The organism is Pseudooceanicola nanhaiensis DSM 18065, assembly GCF_000688295.1.
In the GTDB taxonomy this organism is placed as follows: domain Bacteria; phylum Pseudomonadota; class Alphaproteobacteria; order Rhodobacterales; family Rhodobacteraceae; genus Pseudooceanicola; species Pseudooceanicola nanhaiensis.
In genome coordinates this window covers 1,450,453-1,469,436 of record NZ_JHZF01000011.1, presented here as the reverse complement: position 1 = coordinate 1,469,436, position 18,984 = coordinate 1,450,453, and the positions used below count along the sequence as shown (strand labels likewise).

General features: G+C 67.8%; 16 protein-coding genes. 9 read left to right on the top strand and 7 right to left on the bottom strand.

Annotation, left to right across the window (positions count from 1 at the left end; all coding sequences use genetic code 11):
• Positions 1 to 32 precede the first annotated feature (32 nt).
• The 4 genes from purL to Q344_RS0108155 all read right to left on the bottom strand — a co-directional run bounded on the left by purL (position 33) and on the right by Q344_RS0108155 (position 4,742).
• On the bottom strand, positions 33 to 2,192 hold the full coding sequence (purL, locus tag Q344_RS0108170) for a phosphoribosylformylglycinamidine synthase subunit PurL (protein WP_028286255.1): 2,160 nt from the start codon (positions 2,190 to 2,192) through the stop codon (positions 33 to 35).
• Positions 2,193 to 2,328: 136 nt separating this feature from the next.
• Positions 2,329 to 2,904, bottom strand: coding sequence for a hypothetical protein (locus tag Q344_RS0108165; RefSeq protein ID WP_028286254.1), 576 nt, complete (start codon positions 2,902 to 2,904; stop codon positions 2,329 to 2,331).
• A gap of 205 nt (positions 2,905 to 3,109) precedes the next feature.
• A complete protein-coding gene (locus tag Q344_RS0108160; protein ID WP_028286253.1) occupies positions 3,110 to 3,469 on the bottom strand; it encodes a VOC family protein in 360 nt (119 codons plus the stop codon).
• A 349-nt stretch (positions 3,470 to 3,818) separates the two neighbouring features.
• Positions 3,819 to 4,742 carry a LysR family transcriptional regulator gene (locus Q344_RS0108155; RefSeq protein ID WP_028286252.1) on the bottom strand — a complete coding sequence of 308 codons (924 nt, stop codon included), beginning with the start codon at positions 4,740 to 4,742 and terminating at the stop codon, positions 3,819 to 3,821.
• 167 nt (positions 4,743 to 4,909) lie between these two features.
• On the opposite strand from Q344_RS0108155, the gene Q344_RS0108150 reads away from it, so the two are divergent.
• From Q344_RS0108150 to Q344_RS0108110, 9 genes are all read left to right on the top strand, one after another.
• Positions 4,910 to 8,338, top strand: coding sequence for an indolepyruvate ferredoxin oxidoreductase family protein (locus Q344_RS0108150; protein ID WP_028286251.1), 3,429 nt, complete (start codon positions 4,910 to 4,912; stop codon positions 8,336 to 8,338).
• Between the two features lie 92 nt (positions 8,339 to 8,430).
• A complete protein-coding gene (locus Q344_RS0108145) occupies positions 8,431 to 9,330 on the top strand; it encodes a lysophospholipid acyltransferase family protein (RefSeq protein WP_028286250.1) in 900 nt (299 codons plus the stop codon).
• 21 nt (positions 9,331 to 9,351) lie between these two features.
• Entirely contained in the window at positions 9,352 to 10,164 is an 813-nt protein-coding gene (gene murI / locus Q344_RS0108140) for a glutamate racemase (RefSeq protein ID WP_028286249.1), read from the top strand.
• A 72-nt stretch (positions 10,165 to 10,236) separates the two neighbouring features.
• Positions 10,237 to 10,689, top strand: coding sequence for a cytochrome c maturation protein CcmE (ccmE, locus tag Q344_RS0108135; protein ID WP_028286248.1), 453 nt, complete (start codon positions 10,237 to 10,239; stop codon positions 10,687 to 10,689).
• 50 nt (positions 10,690 to 10,739) lie between these two features.
• Complete coding sequence (locus Q344_RS0108130; protein WP_028286247.1) at positions 10,740 to 11,354, top strand: holin-associated N-acetylmuramidase; 615 nt, start codon at positions 10,740 to 10,742, stop codon at positions 11,352 to 11,354.
• A complete protein-coding gene (locus Q344_RS0108125; RefSeq protein WP_028286246.1) occupies positions 11,345 to 11,875 on the top strand; it encodes a holin family protein in 531 nt (176 codons plus the stop codon). The genes Q344_RS0108130 and Q344_RS0108125 overlap by 10 nt, the downstream gene beginning before the upstream one ends.
• Positions 11,876 to 12,070: 195 nt before the next feature.
• On the top strand, positions 12,071 to 14,110 hold the full coding sequence (locus Q344_RS0108120) for a heme lyase CcmF/NrfE family subunit (RefSeq protein ID WP_028286245.1): 2,040 nt from the start codon (positions 12,071 to 12,073) through the stop codon (positions 14,108 to 14,110).
• 47 nt (positions 14,111 to 14,157) lie between these two features.
• Entirely contained in the window at positions 14,158 to 14,610 is a 453-nt protein-coding gene (locus Q344_RS0108115) for a cytochrome c-type biogenesis protein (protein WP_036538928.1), read from the top strand.
• 75 nt (positions 14,611 to 14,685) lie between these two features.
• On the top strand, positions 14,686 to 15,462 hold the full coding sequence (locus Q344_RS0108110; protein ID WP_028286243.1) for an enoyl-CoA hydratase-related protein: 777 nt from the start codon (positions 14,686 to 14,688) through the stop codon (positions 15,460 to 15,462).
• A 108-nt stretch (positions 15,463 to 15,570) separates the two neighbouring features.
• On the opposite strand, the gene Q344_RS0108105 is transcribed toward Q344_RS0108110, so the two are convergent.
• From Q344_RS0108105 to gltX, 3 genes are all read right to left on the bottom strand, one after another.
• Positions 15,571 to 15,963, bottom strand: coding sequence for a hypothetical protein (locus tag Q344_RS0108105; RefSeq protein ID WP_028286242.1), 393 nt, complete (start codon positions 15,961 to 15,963; stop codon positions 15,571 to 15,573).
• A 210-nt stretch (positions 15,964 to 16,173) separates the two neighbouring features.
• The gene (locus tag Q344_RS0108100; RefSeq protein ID WP_028286241.1) at positions 16,174 to 17,469 is read right to left on the bottom strand and encodes a citrate synthase; all 1,296 of its coding nucleotides are present in this window, start codon (positions 17,467 to 17,469) and stop codon (positions 16,174 to 16,176) included.
• A 93-nt stretch (positions 17,470 to 17,562) separates the two neighbouring features.
• The gene (gltX, locus tag Q344_RS0108095; protein ID WP_028286240.1) at positions 17,563 to 18,966 is read right to left on the bottom strand and encodes a glutamate--tRNA ligase; all 1,404 of its coding nucleotides are present in this window, start codon (positions 18,964 to 18,966) and stop codon (positions 17,563 to 17,565) included.
• Positions 18,967 to 18,984: the final 18 nt, after the last annotated feature.

The following is an 18,984-nucleotide window of genomic DNA, read 5'->3' as shown; positions in this document are numbered from 1 at the left end:
ATGCAAGCAGCCGCCGCGGGGCGCGGGACCGCTCAGCCGAAGGTGGCGCCGAAGCTGGTCCGGTAGATCTCGGCCAGGTCCGCCAGCGGCGCCTCGCTCGACCCGAAGCGGACCGACGTGCCGTGGAAGCGGCCCACGGTGCGGATCGGAACGCCCGCGCGGCCGGCCTCGATCATCAGCGCCTCGGCGTGGTCGAAGTTGCAGGCGATCAGGTAGCGCGCCTGGTCCTCGCCGAACAGCTGCGCGGTGTCGGTCTCGTCGATCTGCACCCCGGTGCCGCCGGCTTCGGCCAGTTCGAAGGCCGCCATGGCAAGGCCGCCGTCCGAGAGGTCGGTGCAGGCGCGGATATGGGCACGGTTGGCACGGATGAAATCGCCGTTGCGCTTCTCGGCGGCAAGGTCGACCGGCGGGGCGTCGCCCTCGACCCGGTTGTAGACCTCGGCCAGCAGGGCCGACTGGCCCAGGTGCCCGGCCGTCTCGCCGACCAGGAGAGCGACGTGGCCCTCCCGCGCGGAGCCGGTGATCGCGGTGCTGCCGTCCTCGATCAGGCCGACCGCGGCGATGGTGGGGGTGGGCAGGATCGCCTGGCCGTCGGTCTCGTTGTAGAGCGAGACGTTGCCCGAGACGATCGGCATGTCGAGCGCCGCGACCGCCTCGCCGATGCCTTTGATGGCGCCGACGAACTGGCCCATGATCTCGGGCTTCTCGGGGTTGCCGAAATTCAGGTTGTCGGTGGAGGCGAGCGGCAGCGCACCGACGGCGGTCAGGTTGCGGTAGGCCTCGGCCACCGCCTGCTTGCCGCCCTCGACCGGGTTCGCCTTCACATAGCGGGGCGTCACGTCCGAGGTGAAGGCCAGCGCCTTCGGCGTGCCATGCACCCGCACGATCCCGGCGCCGAGGCCCGGGGTGCGCATCGTGTCGGCCATCACCATCGTGTCGTATTGTTCATAGACCCATTGCTTCGACGCGTAGTTCGGCGAGGCGAGCAGCGCCTTCAAACCGTCGATCGGATCGACGCCCGGGACGTCCGCAAGCGGCTCGGCCGCCGCAGTGGGCTCGTGCGGGCGGTCGTATTCGGGCGCGTTGCCCGAGAGCGCGCGAAGCGGCAGGTCGGCGCGGACCTCGCCCTTGTGCAGGATGAGGAAGCGGTCCTCGGGGATCGTCTCGCCGACGATGGCGAAGTCGAGGTCCCACTTGTCGAAGACCGCGCGCGCCTCGGCCTCCTTCTCGGGCTTCAGCACCATGAGCATCCGCTCCTGGCTCTCCGAGAGCATCATCTCGTAGGCGGTCATCCCCTCCTCGCGGCAGGGCACGTCGTCGAGGTTCAGCCGGATGCCGAGCTCGCCCTTGTCGCCCATCTCGACCGCCGAACAGGTGAGGCCCGCGGCCCCCATGTCCTGGATCGAGATCACGGCGCCGGTCTGCATCAGCTCGAGGCAGGCCTCCATCAGGCGCTTTTCGGTGAAGGGGTCGCCGACCTGCACGGTCGGGCGCTTCTCCTCGATGGTCTCGTCGAACTCGGCCGAGGCCATGGTTGCCCCGCCGACGCCGTCGCGGCCTGTCTTGGCGCCGAGATAGACGACGGGCATGCCGACGCCGGAGGCGGCGGAGTAGAAGATCTTGTCCGCATCCGCGAGACCTGCCGCGAAGGCGTTGACCAGGCAGTTGCCGTTGTAGGCCGGGTCGAACCTCACCTCTCCGCCCACGGTCGGCACGCCGAAGCAGTTGCCGTAGCCGCCGACACCCTCGACCACGCCATGCACCAGCTGCCGCGTCTTCGGATGGTCAGGCGCGCCGAAGCTGAGCGAGTTCATCGCGGCGATCGGCCGCGCGCCCATGGTGAAGACGTCGCGCAGGATGCCGCCCACGCCGGTCGCCGCGCCCTGATAGGGTTCGATGTAGGAGGGGTGGTTGTGGCTCTCCATCTTGAAGACCACCGCCTGGCCGTCGCCGATGTCGACCACGCCCGCGTTCTCGCCGGGGCCGCAGATCACCTGCGGGCCGGTGGTCGGCAGGGTGCGGAGCCATCTCTTGGAGGATTTGTACGAGCAATGCTCGTTCCACATCGCCGAGAAGATGCCGAGCTCGGTGAAGGTCGGTTCCCGGTTCAGGATGCGCAGGATCTCGGCATATTCGTCCGGCTTGATCCCGTGGGCCTCGATGAGGTCGGTGGTGATCTCAGGATCCTGCATGTGTCTTCCCCTGGCAGCTGTCGGCGCCTCCTTACGACATGGTGGATTGAGGGGGAAGGGGGGCGGAGGGAGACGCACATGCAGAAAGGGCCGGAGCGTGATGCTCCGGCCCCTCTGTGCGTCATGTCAGGCTGGTTCAGCCGTCCGAACCGCTTGCGTCCGAACCCGGCTCGGTGCCGACCTTCGATGCCATCTCGGTTTCGAACTCGACCTTGGTGTAGGGCAGCTGGATGCCTTCCATCTCGCCCACGTCCGAGGACATGGCGACGAGGAAGGAGTCGGTGTCGAGGCCGAGCTTCTCGTCCAGCATCACGTTGGCATAGCTCATGCCGTTGCCGTCGTTGTAGACACCTTCGATGGTGCCGAGCGGCGTGCCGTCGATGGTCGTGACCGGCTTGCCGACCCAGGGGCTCGACGGGTCCATCATGGTGTCGTCGAGGGTCATGGCGATGGAATCGACGGTTTCGACGGCGAAGCTGTCCGGCCCGGCTGCCGATGCCACGGTGTCTTCGGCCGGTGCGCCAGCGCGCACGTTGCCGGCGCCGCTTTCGTCGACTTTCTGGGTCTCGGCGTTGATCGAGGTGCTTTCGTCACCCTGCACAACCTCTTCGGCAGGCGTGCCGGAGCGGTCGATTTCGCTTTCCTGGGCGGCCAGCGGCGAGGCGAGAAGTGCAAGGGCGGAAACGGATGCGAGAATTGTCTTATGGGTCATTTTCGGTGTCCTTTCGTCAATCGCGTCGCGTCAGCGACATTGAATGGACAATGCAGAGTGCGGGATTTGGTTCCGCGGATATCTGCCCGGCAGGCGCGCGGAATGACTTAAGGGTTGATCGCGGGAAAAAGTGATCCGGAAGAGGATCTCGTGCGTGTGGTTCCTCACGCGGGTGGGCGGGACGTCCTTGTCCGGATACCGCGCGCTAAGAGAGCTCCAGCAGCTCGATGCGATTGCCGAACGGGTCATCGACGTAGATCCGGCTGATCCCCGGCAGGTCCACGTCCTTGCGATGGGCGACGCCGCGGCTGGAGAGGTGATCGATCGCGTCCTTGAGCGAGACCACCCGGAACGCCGGGTGCGCCTTCCGGGCGGGAGCGAATGGTGTCTCCACGCCGAGATGCACCTCGACCCCGTCACGCGCGAACCAGGCGCCGCCCCGGCCATTCAGGATTTCTGGCTTCGCGATCTCCTCCAACCCGAGGGTGCCGACGTAGAATGCACGCGCCCTCTCTTCGCCGGCTTCGGGCATGGCGAGTTGGACGTGATGAATGGACGCAATCATCTGATCCTCCTGTCTGCATGCCATCGTATACAGGGTAAGAGGCGAGGGCAAGGCTGGCGCCCTGAACAGCTTCGACGGCCCGACACCGGGGTCCGGAGGCTGAGGAGCTTGCGCTTGGACACCAAGGTGAGATCGGGCTGCAGAGGGCGCGGAATTCGCGGCCCGGCGGGCAAAGCCACAAAAAAAATGGCCGGGGCTAGCCCGGCCAAGTCCAACAGGGAGGTATGAAGATGATGAGCCGTTAAGCGTCATCACCGTCATGCGCTCAATTAAGTGCCGGAATTGAATCGTTCAAGAAAGAACTCGCCGCGAGGGCATCATGGCGGCCATGCGTTGCCGACATGCCTCATCAGGTTGCACCCATCGGATCCTGCTCGCCTCTTTCGCGAATCCGGCGGCGGTGTGCGATCACCTCTTCCTGCACGAAATCCCGGAACGCCGTTATCCGCTTGGAATGGCGGAGTTCTTCGGGGAAGGCGAGGAAGACCGGCACCTCGACGGATTCCACGTCCGGCAGCACGCGTTCCAGCTGGGCGAAATCCTCGATCAGGTAATCGGGCAGCACGCCGATGCCGAGGTTCGAGATCACGCCCTGCAGCACGCCGAAATAGTTGTTCACCGTCAGGAGCGAGCGCACGTCGTTGCCCAGGAGGCGCGCCACCAGACCGGCCCCCGCCGCCACCTGCGGCGCGTTCGGATTCTGGCAGATCAGCCGGTGGCTCGAGATGTCCTCGATCCTCTCGGGCGTGCCGTGCTCGCGCAGGTACTCCGGGCTTGCATAGCAGCGCATGCGCACGGACATCAGCCGCTTGCGGATCAGGTCGGCCTGGCTGGGCTCCTTCATCCGGATCGCCACGTCGGCCTCGCGCATCGGCAGGTCGAGCACGCGCTCTTCCAGCATCAGGTCGATCTTCAGGTCGGGATAGCGCTCGTAGAGCTTGGACAGGCGCGGGGCGAGCCAGAGCGAGCCGAAGCCGGTCGTGGTCGTCACGCGCAGCTCGCCGAAGACCTCTTCCTCGCTGTCCTTGATCCGCGCCGTCGCGGTGTCGAGACGCTTGGCCATGGCCCGGGTCGCGTCGAAGAGAAGCTCGCCCTGTTCGGTGAGAATCAGCCCGCGCGCGTGCCGGTGGAACAGGGTCGCGTTCAGCGATTCCTCCAGCGCCCGGATCTGGCGCGACACCGCCGATTGCGACAGGTGCAGCGTGTCACCGGCATGGGTGAGGCTGCCCGCATCCGCGACGGCGTGAAAGATTCTGAGCTTGTCCCAATCCATCCGCGTAACTTTCCGGCTCTTGATGCCCTCTGAAGTTTAGTGATGCGCCGTGTAACCAATTCATTGCGACACGGGTAGGTATTTCTGAGATTTCGGTTGGTAGGTCACAGTTTGTGACCTATTGTTGCGTTATATTAAGGCAAGGTACTACCCAGGAGGAGGAACGTATGACTGCCCCCCGGATCTCGCTGGACGACCGCTTCGACCTTACCAGGTCGCCGGTCCTTCTGAACGGCACCCAGGCGCTGGTCAGGCTCATGCTCACCCAGAAGGAGAGGGACCGGCAGGCCGGGCTGAACACCGCCGGCTACGTCACGGGCTATCGCGGCTCGCCCCTCGGCGCGGTGGACATGCAGATGAACCGCGCGGCGAAATGGCTCGCTGCGGCGGACGTGAAATTCCACGAAGGGCTGAACGAGGATCTCGCCGCGACCGCACTCTGGGGCTCGCAGCAGGCGGAATTGCGCGGGGAGGGCAAGTTCGACGGCGTCTTCGGCCTCTGGTACGGCAAGGGCCCCGGCGTGGACCGCTCGGGCGACGTGATGCGGCATGCGAACATGGCGGGCACCTCGAAGCACGGCGGCGTGCTGATGGCCATGGGGGACGATCACACCGGCGAAAGCTCCACGGTGCTGCACCAGTCGGAATGGGCGCTGGTTGATGCCTACATGCCCGTCGTCTCGCCTGCCGGCGTGCAGGAGATCCTCGACTACGGCGTCTACGGCTACGCGCTGTCGCGGTTCTCGGGCCTGTGGGTGGGGCTCAAGACGATGAAGGACACGGTCGAGGCGACATCGGTCGTCGATGGTGATCCGCATCGGATGCAATTCGTCACCCCCGACTTCCCGATGCCCGAGGGCGGGCTGAACATCCGGCTCGGCGACACGCCGCATGCGCAGGAAGCGCGGATGATCGACTACAAGCGCTTCGCGGCCGAGGCGTTCAGCCGCGCGAACGGCATCGACAAGCGGGTCTGGGGCAAGCCGGGCGCACGGATCGGCTTCGTCTCGGCGGGCAAGAACTGGCTCGACCTGATGCATGCGCTGTCGCTGCTCGGCATCGACGAGGCCGAGGCGGAACGGCTGGGGATCACCACCTACAAGGTCGGGCAGGTCTTCCCGCTCGACATGCAGGGCTTCCACGACTGGGCCGAGGGGCTCGACCTGATCGTCGTGGTCGAGGAGAAGCGCAAGCTGATCGAGATCCAGATCAAGGAATCGATCTTCGACGACCGCCAGGGCCGCCGCGTCTATGGCTGGTACAAGGGCGGGGCAGGCGGGATGCACCGCGACGAGCTGTTCCCGACCCGCGGCGCGCTCGACCCGGTCTGGATCGCCGAGAAGCTCGGCGGCATCCTGATCGAGGAGGGGCGCGACACCGACCGGATCAAGGCGGGGCTCACGGCGCTGGCCGAGGCCCGGCGCAACGACAATGTCGAAGAGATCGCCGCCCGGCTGCCCTATTACTGCTCGGGCTGCCCGCACAACACCTCGACCAAGGTGCCCGAGGGATCGCGCGCCTACGCGGGGATCGGCTGCCACTACATGGTCCAGTGGATGGACCGGAACACCGAGGGCTTCACCCACATGGGCGCCGAGGGCGCGAACTGGATCGGCGAGGCGCCGTTCTCCAGGACCGGCCACGTGTTCCAGAACCTCGGCGACGGGACCTACAACCATTCGGGCGTGCAGGCGATCCGCGCCGCGCTCGCGAGCGACGTGAACATCACCTACAAGATCCTGTTCAACGACGCCGTCGCCATGACCGGCGGGCAGAAGAACGAGGGGGGCCTGACCCCCGACCGCATCGCGCGCGAGCTCGACGCCATGGGGGTGAAGACGATCTCCGTCGTCTACGACGAGAAGGAGGAGCCGCGGCGCGAGGATTTCCCCGGCTCCGTCGGCTGGCGCCCGCGCGCCGAGATGCCGGAGGTGCAGAAGGAGATGCGCGAGGTCGAAGGCGTCTCGGTCATCCTCTACGTCCAGACCTGCGCGGCCGAGAAGCGCCGCCGCCGCAAGCGCGGCAAGTTCCCCGATCCGGACCGCCGCGTCTTCATCAACACCGACGTCTGCGAGGGCTGCGGCGATTGCGGGGTGCAGTCGAACTGCGTCTCCATCGTGCCCGTGGAAACCGAGCTGGGGCGCAAGCGGGCGATCGACCAGAGCTCGTGCAACAAGGATTATTCCTGCCTCAAGGGCTTCTGCCCCTCCTTCGTGACCATCGAGGGCGCCGAGGTGAAGAAGGACACCGAGGAAGCCGCGAAGATCGACCTGCCCGACCTGCCGGAGCCCGAGCTGCCCGTGATCGACGGCACCTTCAACGTGGTCATCACCGGCGTCGGCGGCACGGGCGTCGTGACCATCGGCGCGGTGCTGGCGCAGGCCGCGCAATGCGACGGCAAGGGCGCGGGCATGATGGAGATGGCGGGCCTCGCCCAGAAGGGCGGCGCGGTGCATATCCACGTCCGCCTTGCCGAGCGGCCCGAGGACATCAACGCGATCCGCGTCGCCACCGGCGAGGCCGATACGCTGATCGGCGGCGACCTGGTGGTGAGCGCCGGGGCCAAGACGCTGGGCCTGACGAAGACCGGGCGGACCGGGGCCGTGGTGAACAGCCACGAGATCATCACCGGCGATTTCACCCGCAACACCGAATTCGCGCTGCCCGCCGACCGGCTGGAGATGCAGCTTCGCGCGCGGCTCCAGGACCGGCTCGCCCTGCTCGATGCGAGCGATCTGGCGCGGGTGACGATGGGCGACTCGATCTTCTCCAACATGATGATCTTCGGCGCTGCCTGGCAGATGGGCTTCCTGCCGCTCACGAAGGAGGCGATCTTCGAGGCCATCCGCCTGAACGGCGCGGCGGTCGAGAAGAACCAGCGCGCCTTCGAACTGGGTCGCTGGGCCATGGTCCACCCCGAGGAGGCGCGCGCGCTGCTCGCCCCGAAGGTGGTGGTCGCGAAGCCGAAGAGCCTCGACGAGAAGATCGCCTTCCGCGAGGCGCATCTGGTCGACTACCAGAACAAGGCGCTCTCCACGCGCTACCGCAGACTGGTGGACAGCGTGCAGGACCCGCGCCTGAAGGAGGCGGTGGCCAAGGGCTATCACAAGCTGCTGAGCTACAAGGACGAATACGAGGTCGCGCGGCTCCACCGCGAGACACGCGCGAAGGCCGAGGAGCAGTTCGGCGGCGATTTCACCATGAAGTACCACATGGCGCCCCCGGTCTTCGAGAAACCCGGCCCCGACGGGCGCCCCGCCAAGCGCGAGTTCGGGCCCTGGATGGGGACGGCGCTGAACATCCTAGCCAACTTCAAGGGCCTGCGCGGCACCGCGTTCGACCCCTTCGGCCGGACCGAGGAGCGGAAGATGGAGCGCGCGCTGATCGCCCAATACGAGAGGGACATGGCCGAGGTGCTGCCGCATGTCACCGACGAGACGCTGGAGACCGCCGTCTCGCTGGCCGAACTGCCGCTCACGATCCGCGGCTTCGGCCCGGTGAAGATGAAGAACGCGGAACGGGCCGAAAAGTCCCGCGAGGCGCTGCTGGCCACCTACCGCGCCGGCGGGCCCGGGGTGCAGCAGGCGGCGGAATAGGCGTCACGCCCCTGTCACGGTCACGGTCTAGCAAGCCCTTGCAGGCTTGAATGGCGGCTCGGGGGTCTCCCCGGGTCGCCGCGCTCACGGACATGACAGCACCCACCCTCACGCCCCGGCATATCGCCCGGGACATCTCCTATTCCCACTCCGGCGCCACGCGTCTCGCGCGCGGCGTTATCCGCGTTCTCGAGAACGTCACCGGCCGCCCCGGCCTGATCCGGCGCGCCGCGGGCTACGAGGCCGAGGTGGCCTCGGGCCGCGACTTCTGGTCGGTGATGACGGATCGCTACGGCCTCAGCCTCGACATCCGGGGCGGTGCGCTTGCCAACATCCCGCACGAGGGCCCGCTGGTGATGATCGCGAACCACCCCTACGGCATCCTCGACGGGCTGATGATGGGTCACATCCTGCAGGAGACCCGGGGCGATTTCCGCATCCTCGCCAACCACGTCTTCCGCAGGTCCGAGGACCTGAACCGGATCATCCTGCCGATCGATTTTTCCGGGACGAAGGCGGCGCAGGCCGAGAATATCGCCACCCGCCGCACCGCGCTCGACTACCTCTCGAAAGGTGGCGCCATCGGCGTCTTCCCGGGCGGCACCGTCTCGACCGCGATCCGCCCCTTCGGCCAGCCCATGGACCCGGGCTGGCGCGGCTTCACTGCCAGGATGATCGCCAAAAGCGGGGCGACCGTCGTGCCTGTCTTCTTCGAGGGCACCAATTCGCGGCTCTTCCAGCTCGCCTCCCACGCCCATTACACGCTCCGCCTCGGGCTCCTCCTGAAGGAGTTCCGCGCCCGCATCGGCTCCCCCGTCGGGGTCGTGATCGGCGATCCCGTCCCGCGGGCGGAGATCGAGGCGCGGCAGCGCGACCCGCGGGCATTGATGGAGTTTCTCCGCCGCTCCACCTACGCGCTGTCGCCGGAACCGCTGAAATCGCTGGATCACGGCTTCGAATTCGAGGAAAAGCACCGGATAACCCGCACCTGAGCGGGAGAGCCGGAGGCAGTGATGGCAGTTGGTATCTTCGACAGCGGCATCGGCGGGCTGACCGTTCTGGACGCGGTGGCAAAACGGATGCCCGACCTGCCGCTGGTCTATTTCGGCGACAACGCGCATGCGCCCTACGGCGTGCGCGATGCCGACGACATCTACGAGCTGACCACGGCCGCCGTCGCGAAGATGTTCGACCACGGCTGCGACCTGGTCATCATCGCCTGCAACACCGCCTCGGCCGCCGCGCTCCGCCGGATGCAGGAGGGCTGGGTGCCGCAGGGCAAGCGCGTGCTCGGCGTCTTCGTCCCGCTGATCGAGGCGATGACCGAACGCCAGTGGGGCGACAATTCCCCGCCGCGCGAGGTGGCCGTCGAACATGTCGCGCTCTTCGCCACTCCGGCCACCGTCGCCTCCCGCGCCTTCCAGCGCGAACTGGCGTTCCGCGCCATCGGCGTGGACGTGGAGGCGCAGGCCTGCGGCGGCGTGGTCGACGCGATCGAGGAGGGGGACATGATCCTCGCCGAGGCACTCGTCCGCTCCCATGTCGACGCGCTGAAGCGCAAGATGCCCAAGCCCCAGGCGGCGGTGCTGGGCTGCACCCATTATCCGCTGTTGCAGGACATCTTCCAGGATGCGCTCGGTCCGGACGTCACCGTCTATTCGCAGGCGAACCTCGTCGCCGCCTCGCTCGACGATTACCTCAAGCGTCACCCCGCGATGTTGGGGGCCGAGACCGGGTCGATGTTCCTGACCACCGGCGATCCGGCCCGCGTCTCGCAGAGGGCGACCCAGTTCCTGCGGCGAAAGATCACCTTCGCGCCAGCCTGAATGGATCTGGATCAAGGCGTTGCCTATCTAGGGTGCTAATCTGCGCCCGAAGGGAGAATCGACTTGGCCGGCATGAAGGGACTGAAGAAGAAGCGCCGCATCCAGATCATCGCGATCGCCGCGGTGGCGCTGGTCGTGTCGACGGCGCTCGTGGGCTACGCGATGCGCGACGGGATCAACTTCTTCCGCTCGCCCACCCAGGTGCTGGCCGCACCGCCGTCCGAGGCCGAGGTCTTCCGCATCGGCGGGCTGGTCGAGGAGGGCTCCCTCGTGCGGGGACAGGGCGAGACGGTGCGCTTCAACGTGACCGATGGCGGCGCGGTCGTGCCGGTGAGCTATCGCGGCGTCCTGCCCGATCTCTTCGAGGAGAACCAGGGCATGGTGGGCACCGGCCGCTACGTGAACGGCACCTTCGAAGCCTCTGAAATCCTTGCCAAGCACGACGAGACCTACATGCCGAAAGAGGTGGTCGACGCGCTGAAGGAACAGGGCGTCTACCAGGCACCGGACGGCGAGGACAGCTGACGTTAACCCTGGGAGAGGACGCTTGGCCCATCGAACAGGAGGGCCGGGCCATGTCCCAGAACGTCAGGCAGATTGCCGAAGACATCCTGCGCCGGGAAGGCGGATACGTGAACGACCCGGGCGATCCGGGCGGCGCCACGAATTTCGGCGTCACGGTGCACACGATGCGGCGGCTGGGGCTCGACCTCGACGGCGACGGTGACGTGGATGCGGCCGACGTGCGGCGCCTGACGCGGGAACAGGCGCTGTCGATCTTCCTCGAGCATTACTACCACCGCCCGAGGGTCGCGGAGCTGCCCGACGCGCTGCAGGCCTCGGTCTTCGACATGTACGTCAACGCCGGCGGCAATGCGGTGAAGATCCTCCAGCGGCTGCTCGGCCGGATGGGGTTTCCGGTCGGCGTCGACGGCGCCATCGGCCCGCAGACGATCCGCGCCGCGCAGGCCGCCGCCGGGGCGGCGCCCGCGCATCTTGCCGATGCCTACGGGATCGCCCGGCGGAACTACTACTTCGAGCTCGCCGACCGTCGGCCGGCCAGCCGCAAATATGCGCGGAGCCGCGCGGGCGGGAAGGGGGGCTGGATCACGCGGGCCGAGGAGTTCATCTCGCCGCGCTACCACCTCTCCGCGGCCGCCTTCGCCGAGCGGGTGTCGGCATGGGGATGATCGCAGGTCTCCTGAGCGCCATCTTCGGCGACGGCCGCAACCTGATCCGCGAGACGGCCGAGGTGTTCCGCGAGAATGCCGAGGCGGGCGCGGTGCGCGACCTCGACCGGCAGTCGGCGGCGCTGCGGCAATTCGCAGCCGAGTTCCAGCCCCGCCGCGGTCTCTTCGACGCGCTGATCGACGGGCTGAACCGCCTGCCGCGGCCGCTGCTGGCGCTCGGGACGATCGGGCTGATGGTCTCGGCCATGGTGGATCCGGTGTGGTTCGGCGAGCGGATGATGGGCCTCGCCCTCGTGCCCGAGGCGCTCTGGTGGCTGATGGGTGCGGTGGTCAGCTTCTACTTCGGCGCCCGCCACCAGCTGAAGGGCCAGCAGTTCCAGCGCGAGATCGCCGAGACCCTGGCGCGCAGCCCGGCTGCGGAACCGGCGCCCGGCCTCGAGGCCCGCTCGGAGGCCCATTCGGAGGCCCATTCGGAGGCCGAGCCGAACCCGGCGCTCGATGACTGGCGTTTCTCCCGCTGAAGCGCCGGCGCCTCTGCTTTCCTCCGGTCAGGGTATCCCGGGGTCGCCGTCGGTGCGCCATCGGTCCGAGCGCCGATGGCGACGGGCAGCGCCCCGGTCCGCACAGCCCGAAAGCGCCCCCCTCCGCGACAATGTGATCCGCCCCCGCACGGCTTTTCGATTGGAGCACCCGGCCCCACCAACTATAACCGGCCCATGTTTGCCGAACTCGGACATTTCGCCCTCATCCTGGCCTTCGCCGTCGCGATCCTCCAGGCCGTCGTGCCGCTCTACGGGGCCGCGAAACGCAACGCGGGACTCATGGCGCTGGCCGAGCCCGCGGCCAATGCGCAATTCCTGCTGATCGCCTTCTCCTTCGCGGCGCTCATGCATGCCTTCATCACCTCGGACTTCTCGCTGAGCCTGGTGACCGGCAATTCCCATTCGCTGAAGCCGCTCCTCTACAAGATCACCGGGGTCTGGGGGAACCACGAGGGCTCCATGCTGCTCTGGTCGCTGATCGTGGCCCTCTTCGGAGCGGCGGTGGCGTGGTTCGGACACCAGCTTCCCGAGACGCTGAAGGCCCGCGTGATCGCGGTGCAGGGGATGATCGGCGCGGCCTTCCTGGCCTTCCTGCTCTTCACCTCGAACCCCTTCCTGCGCCTCGCGGTGCCGCCGCTCGACGGCAACGACCTGAACCCGCTGCTGCAGGACCCCGGGCTCGCCTTCCACCCGCCGTTCCTCTATCTCGGCTACGTCGGGCTCTCGATGTCCTTCTCCTTCGCCGTCGCCGCCCTGATCGAAGGCCGCGTCGACGCCGCCTGGGGTCGCTGGGTCCGCCCCTGGACGCTGGCCGCCTGGATGTTCCTGACCGTCGGCATCGCGCTCGGCTCCTGGTGGGCCTATTACGAGCTCGGCTGGGGCGGCTTCTGGTTCTGGGACCCGGTCGAGAACGCCTCCTTCATGCCCTGGCTCATCGCGGCGGCGCTCCTGCATTCGGCGATCGTGGTCGAGAAGCGCGAGGCCCTGAAGGCCTGGACGATCCTGCTCGCCATCATCGCCTTCGGCTTCTCGCTGACCGGGGCCTTCATCACCCGATCGGGCATCATCACCAGCGTGCATGCCTTCGCGAACGATCCCGAGCGCGGGGTCTTCCTGCTGCTGATCCTCGCGGTCTTCATGGGCGGCGCGCTGACGCTCTTCACCTTCCGGGCCGAGTCGCTCGCCTCCCGCGGGGTCTTCTCGCTGGTGAGCCGGGAATCCGCGCTGGTGCTGAACAACCTGCTCCTGGCGGTCGCGGCCTTCGTGGTCTTCATCGGCACGGTCTGGCCGCTGGTGATCGAGCTCGCCTCGGACAACGCCACCTGGGACCTGACGCTCTTCACGATACCGAACCCGTTCTACGCGGTCGGGCTCTTCGACCAGCCGCGCAAGCTTTCGGTCGGGGCGCCGTTCTTCGACCTCGCCTTCACGCCCTTCATGGTGATCCTGGCCCTCGTGCTGCCGATCGGCGCCATGCTGCCGTGGAAACGCGCCAAGCTGGGGCGGATCCTGCGCCAGCTCTGGCCCGCAGCGGCGCTCGCGCTGGCGGTCCTGCTGCTGGCCTGGGCGATGCAGACGGGCCGCTCCGCGCTCGGGCCCGTGGGGCTTGGGCTGGGCACCTGGCTCGTCGCTGGCGCGGTGCGGGACCTGTGGTCGCGCACGGGCCGCGGGACCGGCCGGCTTGGCCGGCTCCGGCGGCTGCCGCGGGCGGATTGGGGCAAGGCCACGGCCCATGCGGGGCTCGGCATCACCATGGCCGGGATCGCGGCGATGACGGCGTGGCAGGTCGAGGACATCCTCGTGGTGCAGGAGGGCGACAGTTTCGAACTGGCCGGCTACACCGTGACGCTCGACGGCGTGAGCGAGGTGGAGGGGCCGAACTATCGTTCCACCGTGGGCGAGGTGACGCTGTCCAAGGACGGAGACGAGATCGCGCAGATGCGGCCCGAGAAGCGGTTCTACCCGGTGGCGCGGATGCCGACGACCGAGGCCGCGCTCGACAACGGGTTCCTGCGCGACATCTACGTCGTGATCGGCGATCCGCAGGACGGCGGGGGCTGGGCGATGCGGAGCTATTACAAGCCGCTCGCCAACTGGATCTGGGGCGGCGCCATCCTCATGGCGCTCGGCGGCGCGCTGAGCCTGTCGGACCGCCGCTTCCGGGTGGCGGCCGGGGCACGGAAGGCGCCCGTGGCCGGGGTGCCGGCGGAATGAGGGGGCTCCGGGCCAGGGTGCGTGGGGCCATTCAGCCGCGCGCGTGGATCCTGGTGCTGTGCCTGGCCGTCGCGGCGGTGACGACGCCGGCCGTGGCGGTCCAGCCCGACGAGATCATGCAGGACCCGGCGCTCGAGGCGCGGGCGCGGGAGATCTCCAAGGGGCTCCGCTGCCTCGTCTGCCGGAACGAGAACATCGACGACAGCAACGCCGACCTCGCGCGCGACCTGCGGCTGCTGGTCCGCGAACGGCTTTCGGCGGGGGACAGCGATGCCGAGGTGGTGGATTACATCACCGAGCGCTACGGCGAATACGTCCTGCTGAAACCCCTCACCGGCGGGGCGAACTGGCTGCTCTGGGCCGCCGGTCCCCTGCTGCTGCTCGGCGGCGCGGGGCTGGCCATCGTCTACATCCGCCGCCGCGGCCGGGCGAGCGTCGCGGCCGAGGGCGCGCTGTCTCCGGAAGAGCAGGCGCGGCTCGACGAAATCCTGAAGGACTGACGGAGGGTTTCGCTTTCCGTCCCCCGCAAAAGCGGTTTGACTGCGCGGCAACACGCCATCCGCAGGGAGTTCGACATGGAATACCAGACCATCACGCTGGAGAGCGCCGAGGGCATCGCAACCGTGACGCTGAACCGGGGCGAGGTGATGAACGCGCTCAACGGCCAGATGCGGGCCGAGATCACCCACGCCGTGACCGAGGCCGGGCAGAACGCGCGCGTCGTCGTGATCACCGGCTCGGGCCGCGCCTTCTGCTCGGGACAGGACCTGAGCGACCGCGCCTCGGTCGCCAACCCCGACCTCGAACGCACGCTGCGCGACGAATACCTGCCGATGCTGCGCGCGATCGCGAACTGCCCGGTGCCGACGATCAGCGCCGTGAACGGGGCCGCGGCCGGCGCGGGCGCCAACCTCGCGCTGGCCGCCGACGTGGTGATCGCCGCGGAAAGCGCGTACTTCCTGCAGGCCTTCGCGCGCATCGGCCTGATCCCCGACGCCGGCGGCACCTGGACCCTGCCGCGCACCATGGGCATGGCCAAGGCGCTTGGCGCCGCGCTCTTCGCCGACAAGATCACCGCGCGGCAGGCGGATGATTGGGGCATGATCTGGGAAGCGGTGCCCGACTCCGATTTCGAAGCGACATGGAAGGCCCGCGCCGCCCACCTCGCCGGCGGGCCGACCCAGGCCTACCGTCTCGCGAAGGAGGCAATTCGCGCCTCCTGGGACAACGATTTCGAAAGCCAGCTCAACCTCGAAGGCAAGTCGCAGGGGGCCTGCGGCCAGAGCCGCGATTTCCAGGAGGGCGTGGTCGCCTTCATGGAGAAACGCCCCGCCAGGTTCGAGGGCCGCTGAGGGCGGGACCGGAAGACCGCCCCCGCCCGCTCACGCGTGCGGGACGGCCTCAAGATGCGCCCGGCACGCTTATGCGTGCGGGACGGCCTCAAGATGCGCCCGGCACGCTCATGCGTGCGGGACGACCCCCCGCAGGCCGATCTCGGAGAGGCTGAGGCGCGATCCGCGGCCGCGGACCTCGAGCACGAGGCGGTCGTTGGCGAAGAGCGTGCTCCGGCCCGGGGCATGTTCCAGCCGCAGGTCCGGAACGGGCAGGGCGCGGTCGTATTCCAGCACCAGCATGTCGCCCTCCCGGCGGGTCCGTTCGAGATCGGTGACCACGACATGGTCCCCGGCCGGTGCGCTCCGCCTGCACAGGGCCGCAAGCCGGGCGGGCATCGTGGGCCCCGGGTCCTCCGGCCGGGCCGTCGACGGCTCCGCGCCTTCCGCCCCTGTCGCGTCGGTCACGTCGAACGTCACGACGGAAGCGAGCGCAATGAGCGCGAAAAGGGCAATGAGCATTCGGAAATCCCGGGAGTCGAAATCGGCAATGGCGGCACTCTAGCGGAGGCAATCGACCCTGCAAGCCCTGCCGAGCGAGCGTTCAGCTCCATGCGACAAGGGCCGCGTGCGCGCCGGATTGTCGCCGCTGTCGGAACGCCCCTGCGGATCGAATGAAGAAGGGGGCGCCACTGGCGCCCCCTTTCGGTCCCTCGGTCCTGTCCGGACGCCTCAGCGGTTTTCCACGTCCACGTAGTCGCGCTGCGACGGGCCGGTGTAGAGCTGGCGCGGACGGCCGATCTTCATCGCCGGATCCTCGATCATCTCTTTCCACTGGCTGACCCAGCCGACGGTGCGGGACACCGCGAAGATCGGGGTGAACATCGAGGTCGGGAAGCCCATGGCCTCGAGGATGATGCCCGAATAGAAGTCCACGTTCGGGAAGAGCTTGCGGTCGACGAAGTAATCGTCTGCCAGCGCCTGCTTCTCGACTTCCTTGGCCACGGCGAGGATCGGGTTGTTCTCCACCCCCAGCAGGTCGAGCACCTCGTCCGCGGATTGCTTCATCACCTTCGCGCGCGGGTCGAAGTTCTTGTAGACCCGGTGGCCGAAGCCCATCAGGCGGAACGGATCGTCCTTGTCCTTGGCACGGGCCAGCATCTCGGGGATGCGGTCCGGGGTGCCGATTTCCTTCAGGCTTTCGAGCGCCGCCTGGTTCGCGCCACCATGCGCCGGGCCCCAGAGGCAGGCGATGCCGGCCGCGATGCAGGCAAAGGGGTTCGCGCCCGAGGAGGAGGCCAGCCGCACCGTGGAGGTGGAGGCGTTCTGCTCGTGATCGGCATGCAGGGTGAAGATCCGGTCCATCGCGCGCGAGAGGATCGGGTTCACCTGGTAATCCTCGGCCGGCACGCTGAAGCACATCCGCAGGAAGTTGCCCGCGAAGTCCAGATCGTTGCGCGGATACACGAAGGGCTGGCCGATCGAGTACTTGTAGGCCATCGCCGCGATCGTCGGCATCTTCGCGATCAGGCGGATCGAGGCGACCTCGCGGTGCCAGGGATCATGGATGTCGGTCGAATCGTGGTAGAAGGCCGACATCGCGCCGACCACGCCGGTCATGATCGCCATCGGGTGCGCGTCCCGGCGGAAGCCGGTGAAGAACCGGTGCATCTGCTCGTGCACCATGGTGTGGTTGGTCACCCGGCTCTCGAAATCCTCGAGCTGGGCCGCGGTCGGCAGTTCCCCGTAGAGCAGCAGGTAGCAGACCTCGAGGAAGTGCGATTTCTCGGCCAGCTGGTCAATCGGGTAGCCGCGGTGCAGCAGGATGCCTTCCTCGCCGTCGATATAGGTGATCGCGCTGTCGCAGGACGCCGTGGACGTGAAGCCGGGGTCATAGGTGAAGACGTCGGCCTGGCCATAGAGCTTGCGCACGTCGACGACGTCGGGGCCTTCGGTCGGCGAAAGGATCGGCAGGTCGTAGCTCTCGTTCCCGATGGAGAGCGTTGCCTTTTTGTTCGTGTCTGCCATGTCGTACCTTCCTCTGTTCCCGCGCCGGCCGGGGCTGGCGCCTTTCCATATGTGACCGCGTCTTGCGAGGCGGTTAATCTCGGGCGCGGCGGCTCAGGCTTCCGCGGCCTCGGTGATCCGGGCCAGCGTTTCCTCCCGGCCCAGGACGATCATCATGTCGAATACGCTTGGAGTTGCGGAACGTCCCGCGAGCGCGGCGCGCAACGGCGCTGCCAGCTTGCCGAATTTGGTTTCCCGCGCTTCGGCAAACCCATTCAGAACGCCCTCCAGTTCATCACGCGACCAGCTAGCATTTTGCAGGTGCGGCGTCAATTCCATGAACAAAGCACGCGTTTGATCGTCGAGCGATTTCGCCGATTTCTCGTCCGGTTCGATGGGCCGCTCCGCAGTGGCGAAATGCGCCTTTTCAAGCAGTTCCGGGAACGTCTTCGCGCGTTCCTTGAGAAACGGCATCGCGGCCGAGACACGCTCCCGCGCGACACCCTCCAGCGCCGGCTGATCCGTGACGGCGAGGAAGCCGTCGAGTTCGTGCAGCAGTGCGGCGTCGTCGCTGGCGGCGATGTGCTGGCCGCAGAGGTTCTCGAGTTTCTTGAAATCGAAGCGGGCGGCGGATTTCCCGATTCCCTCCAGCCCGAACCATTCCTGCGCCTGCGCGTCGGTGAAGAATTCGTCGTCCCCGTGGCTCCAGCCGAGCCGTGCGAGGTAGTTGCGCATACCGGCCGCCGGGTAGCCCATGGCGCGGTATTCCTCGACCCCGAGCGCCCCGTGGCGTTTCGAGAGCTTCTTGCCGTCCGGCCCGTGGATCAGCGGGATATGCGCCCAGACCGGCACGTCCCAGCCCATGGCGTGGTAGATCTGCATCTGCCGCGCGGCATTGTTCAGATGGTCGTCGCCCCGGATCACGTGGGTCACGCCCATGTCGTGATCGTCCACCACCACCGCCAGCATGTAGACCGGCGAGCCGTCCGAGCGCAGCAGCACCATGTCGTCGAGCTGGTCGTTGCGGATCGTCACGTCGCCCTGCACCCGGTCGGCGATCACCGTGGCGCCCTCCTGCGGGGCCTTCAGGCGGATCACGAAAGGCGCGTCGGGGTAGGTGGCGGGATCGGCCTCGCGCCAGGGCGAGCGGAAGAGGGTCGACCGGCCCTCGGCCTTGGCCTGATCGCGGAAGGCCGCGATCTCCTCCTGCGTCGAGAAGCACTTGTAGGCGTGGCCCTTCGCCAGCATCTCCATCGCCACCGCGTGGTGACGCTCTGCGCCGGCCGCCTGGCTCACCACGTCGCCGTCATGGTCGAGCCCCAGCCATGCCATCCCGTCGAGGATCGCCTGCGTCGCCTCGGGCGTGGAGCGCGCCTTGTCCGTGTCCTCGATCCGCAGCAGGAACCGCCCCCCGCGGCCACGGGCGAAGAGCCAGTTGAAGAGCGCCGTGCGCGCGCCGCCGATGTGCAGGTATCCCGTGGGGGACGGGGCGAAGCGGGTGACGATCTGTTCGCTCATGCGCGGACTCCGGACCTC

Bases quoted from the DNA above. Each gene is read 5' to 3' on its own strand.
- purL (WP_028286255.1), bottom strand. From the start codon at position 2,192: ATGCAGGATCCTGAGATCACCACCGACCTCATCGAGGCCCACGGGATC.
- ccmE (WP_028286248.1), top strand. From the start codon at position 10,237: ATGAAGGGACTGAAGAAGAAGCGCCGCATCCAGATCATCGCGATCGCC.
- Q344_RS0108105 (WP_028286242.1), bottom strand. From the start codon at position 15,963: ATGCTCATTGCCCTTTTCGCGCTCATTGCGCTCGCTTCCGTCGTGACG.
- Q344_RS0108130 (WP_028286247.1), top strand. From the start codon at position 10,740: ATGTCCCAGAACGTCAGGCAGATTGCCGAAGACATCCTGCGCCGGGAA.
- murI (WP_028286249.1), top strand. From the start codon at position 9,352: ATGGCAGTTGGTATCTTCGACAGCGGCATCGGCGGGCTGACCGTTCTG.
- Q344_RS0108155 (WP_028286252.1), bottom strand. From the start codon at position 4,742: ATGGATTGGGACAAGCTCAGAATCTTTCACGCCGTCGCGGATGCGGGC.
- Q344_RS0108110 (WP_028286243.1), top strand. From the start codon at position 14,686: ATGGAATACCAGACCATCACGCTGGAGAGCGCCGAGGGCATCGCAACC.
- Q344_RS0108100 (WP_028286241.1), bottom strand. From the start codon at position 17,469: ATGGCAGACACGAACAAAAAGGCAACGCTCTCCATCGGGAACGAGAGC.
- Q344_RS0108120 (WP_028286245.1), top strand. From the start codon at position 12,071: ATGTTTGCCGAACTCGGACATTTCGCCCTCATCCTGGCCTTCGCCGTC.
- Q344_RS0108145 (WP_028286250.1), top strand. From the start codon at position 8,431: ATGACAGCACCCACCCTCACGCCCCGGCATATCGCCCGGGACATCTCC.
- Q344_RS0108125 (WP_028286246.1), top strand. From the start codon at position 11,345: ATGGGGATGATCGCAGGTCTCCTGAGCGCCATCTTCGGCGACGGCCGC.
- Q344_RS0108165 (WP_028286254.1), bottom strand. From the start codon at position 2,904: ATGACCCATAAGACAATTCTCGCATCCGTTTCCGCCCTTGCACTTCTC.
- Q344_RS0108160 (WP_028286253.1), bottom strand. From the start codon at position 3,469: ATGATTGCGTCCATTCATCACGTCCAACTCGCCATGCCCGAAGCCGGC.
- Q344_RS0108150 (WP_028286251.1), top strand. From the start codon at position 4,910: ATGACTGCCCCCCGGATCTCGCTGGACGACCGCTTCGACCTTACCAGG.
- gltX (WP_028286240.1), bottom strand. From the start codon at position 18,966: ATGAGCGAACAGATCGTCACCCGCTTCGCCCCGTCCCCCACGGGATAC.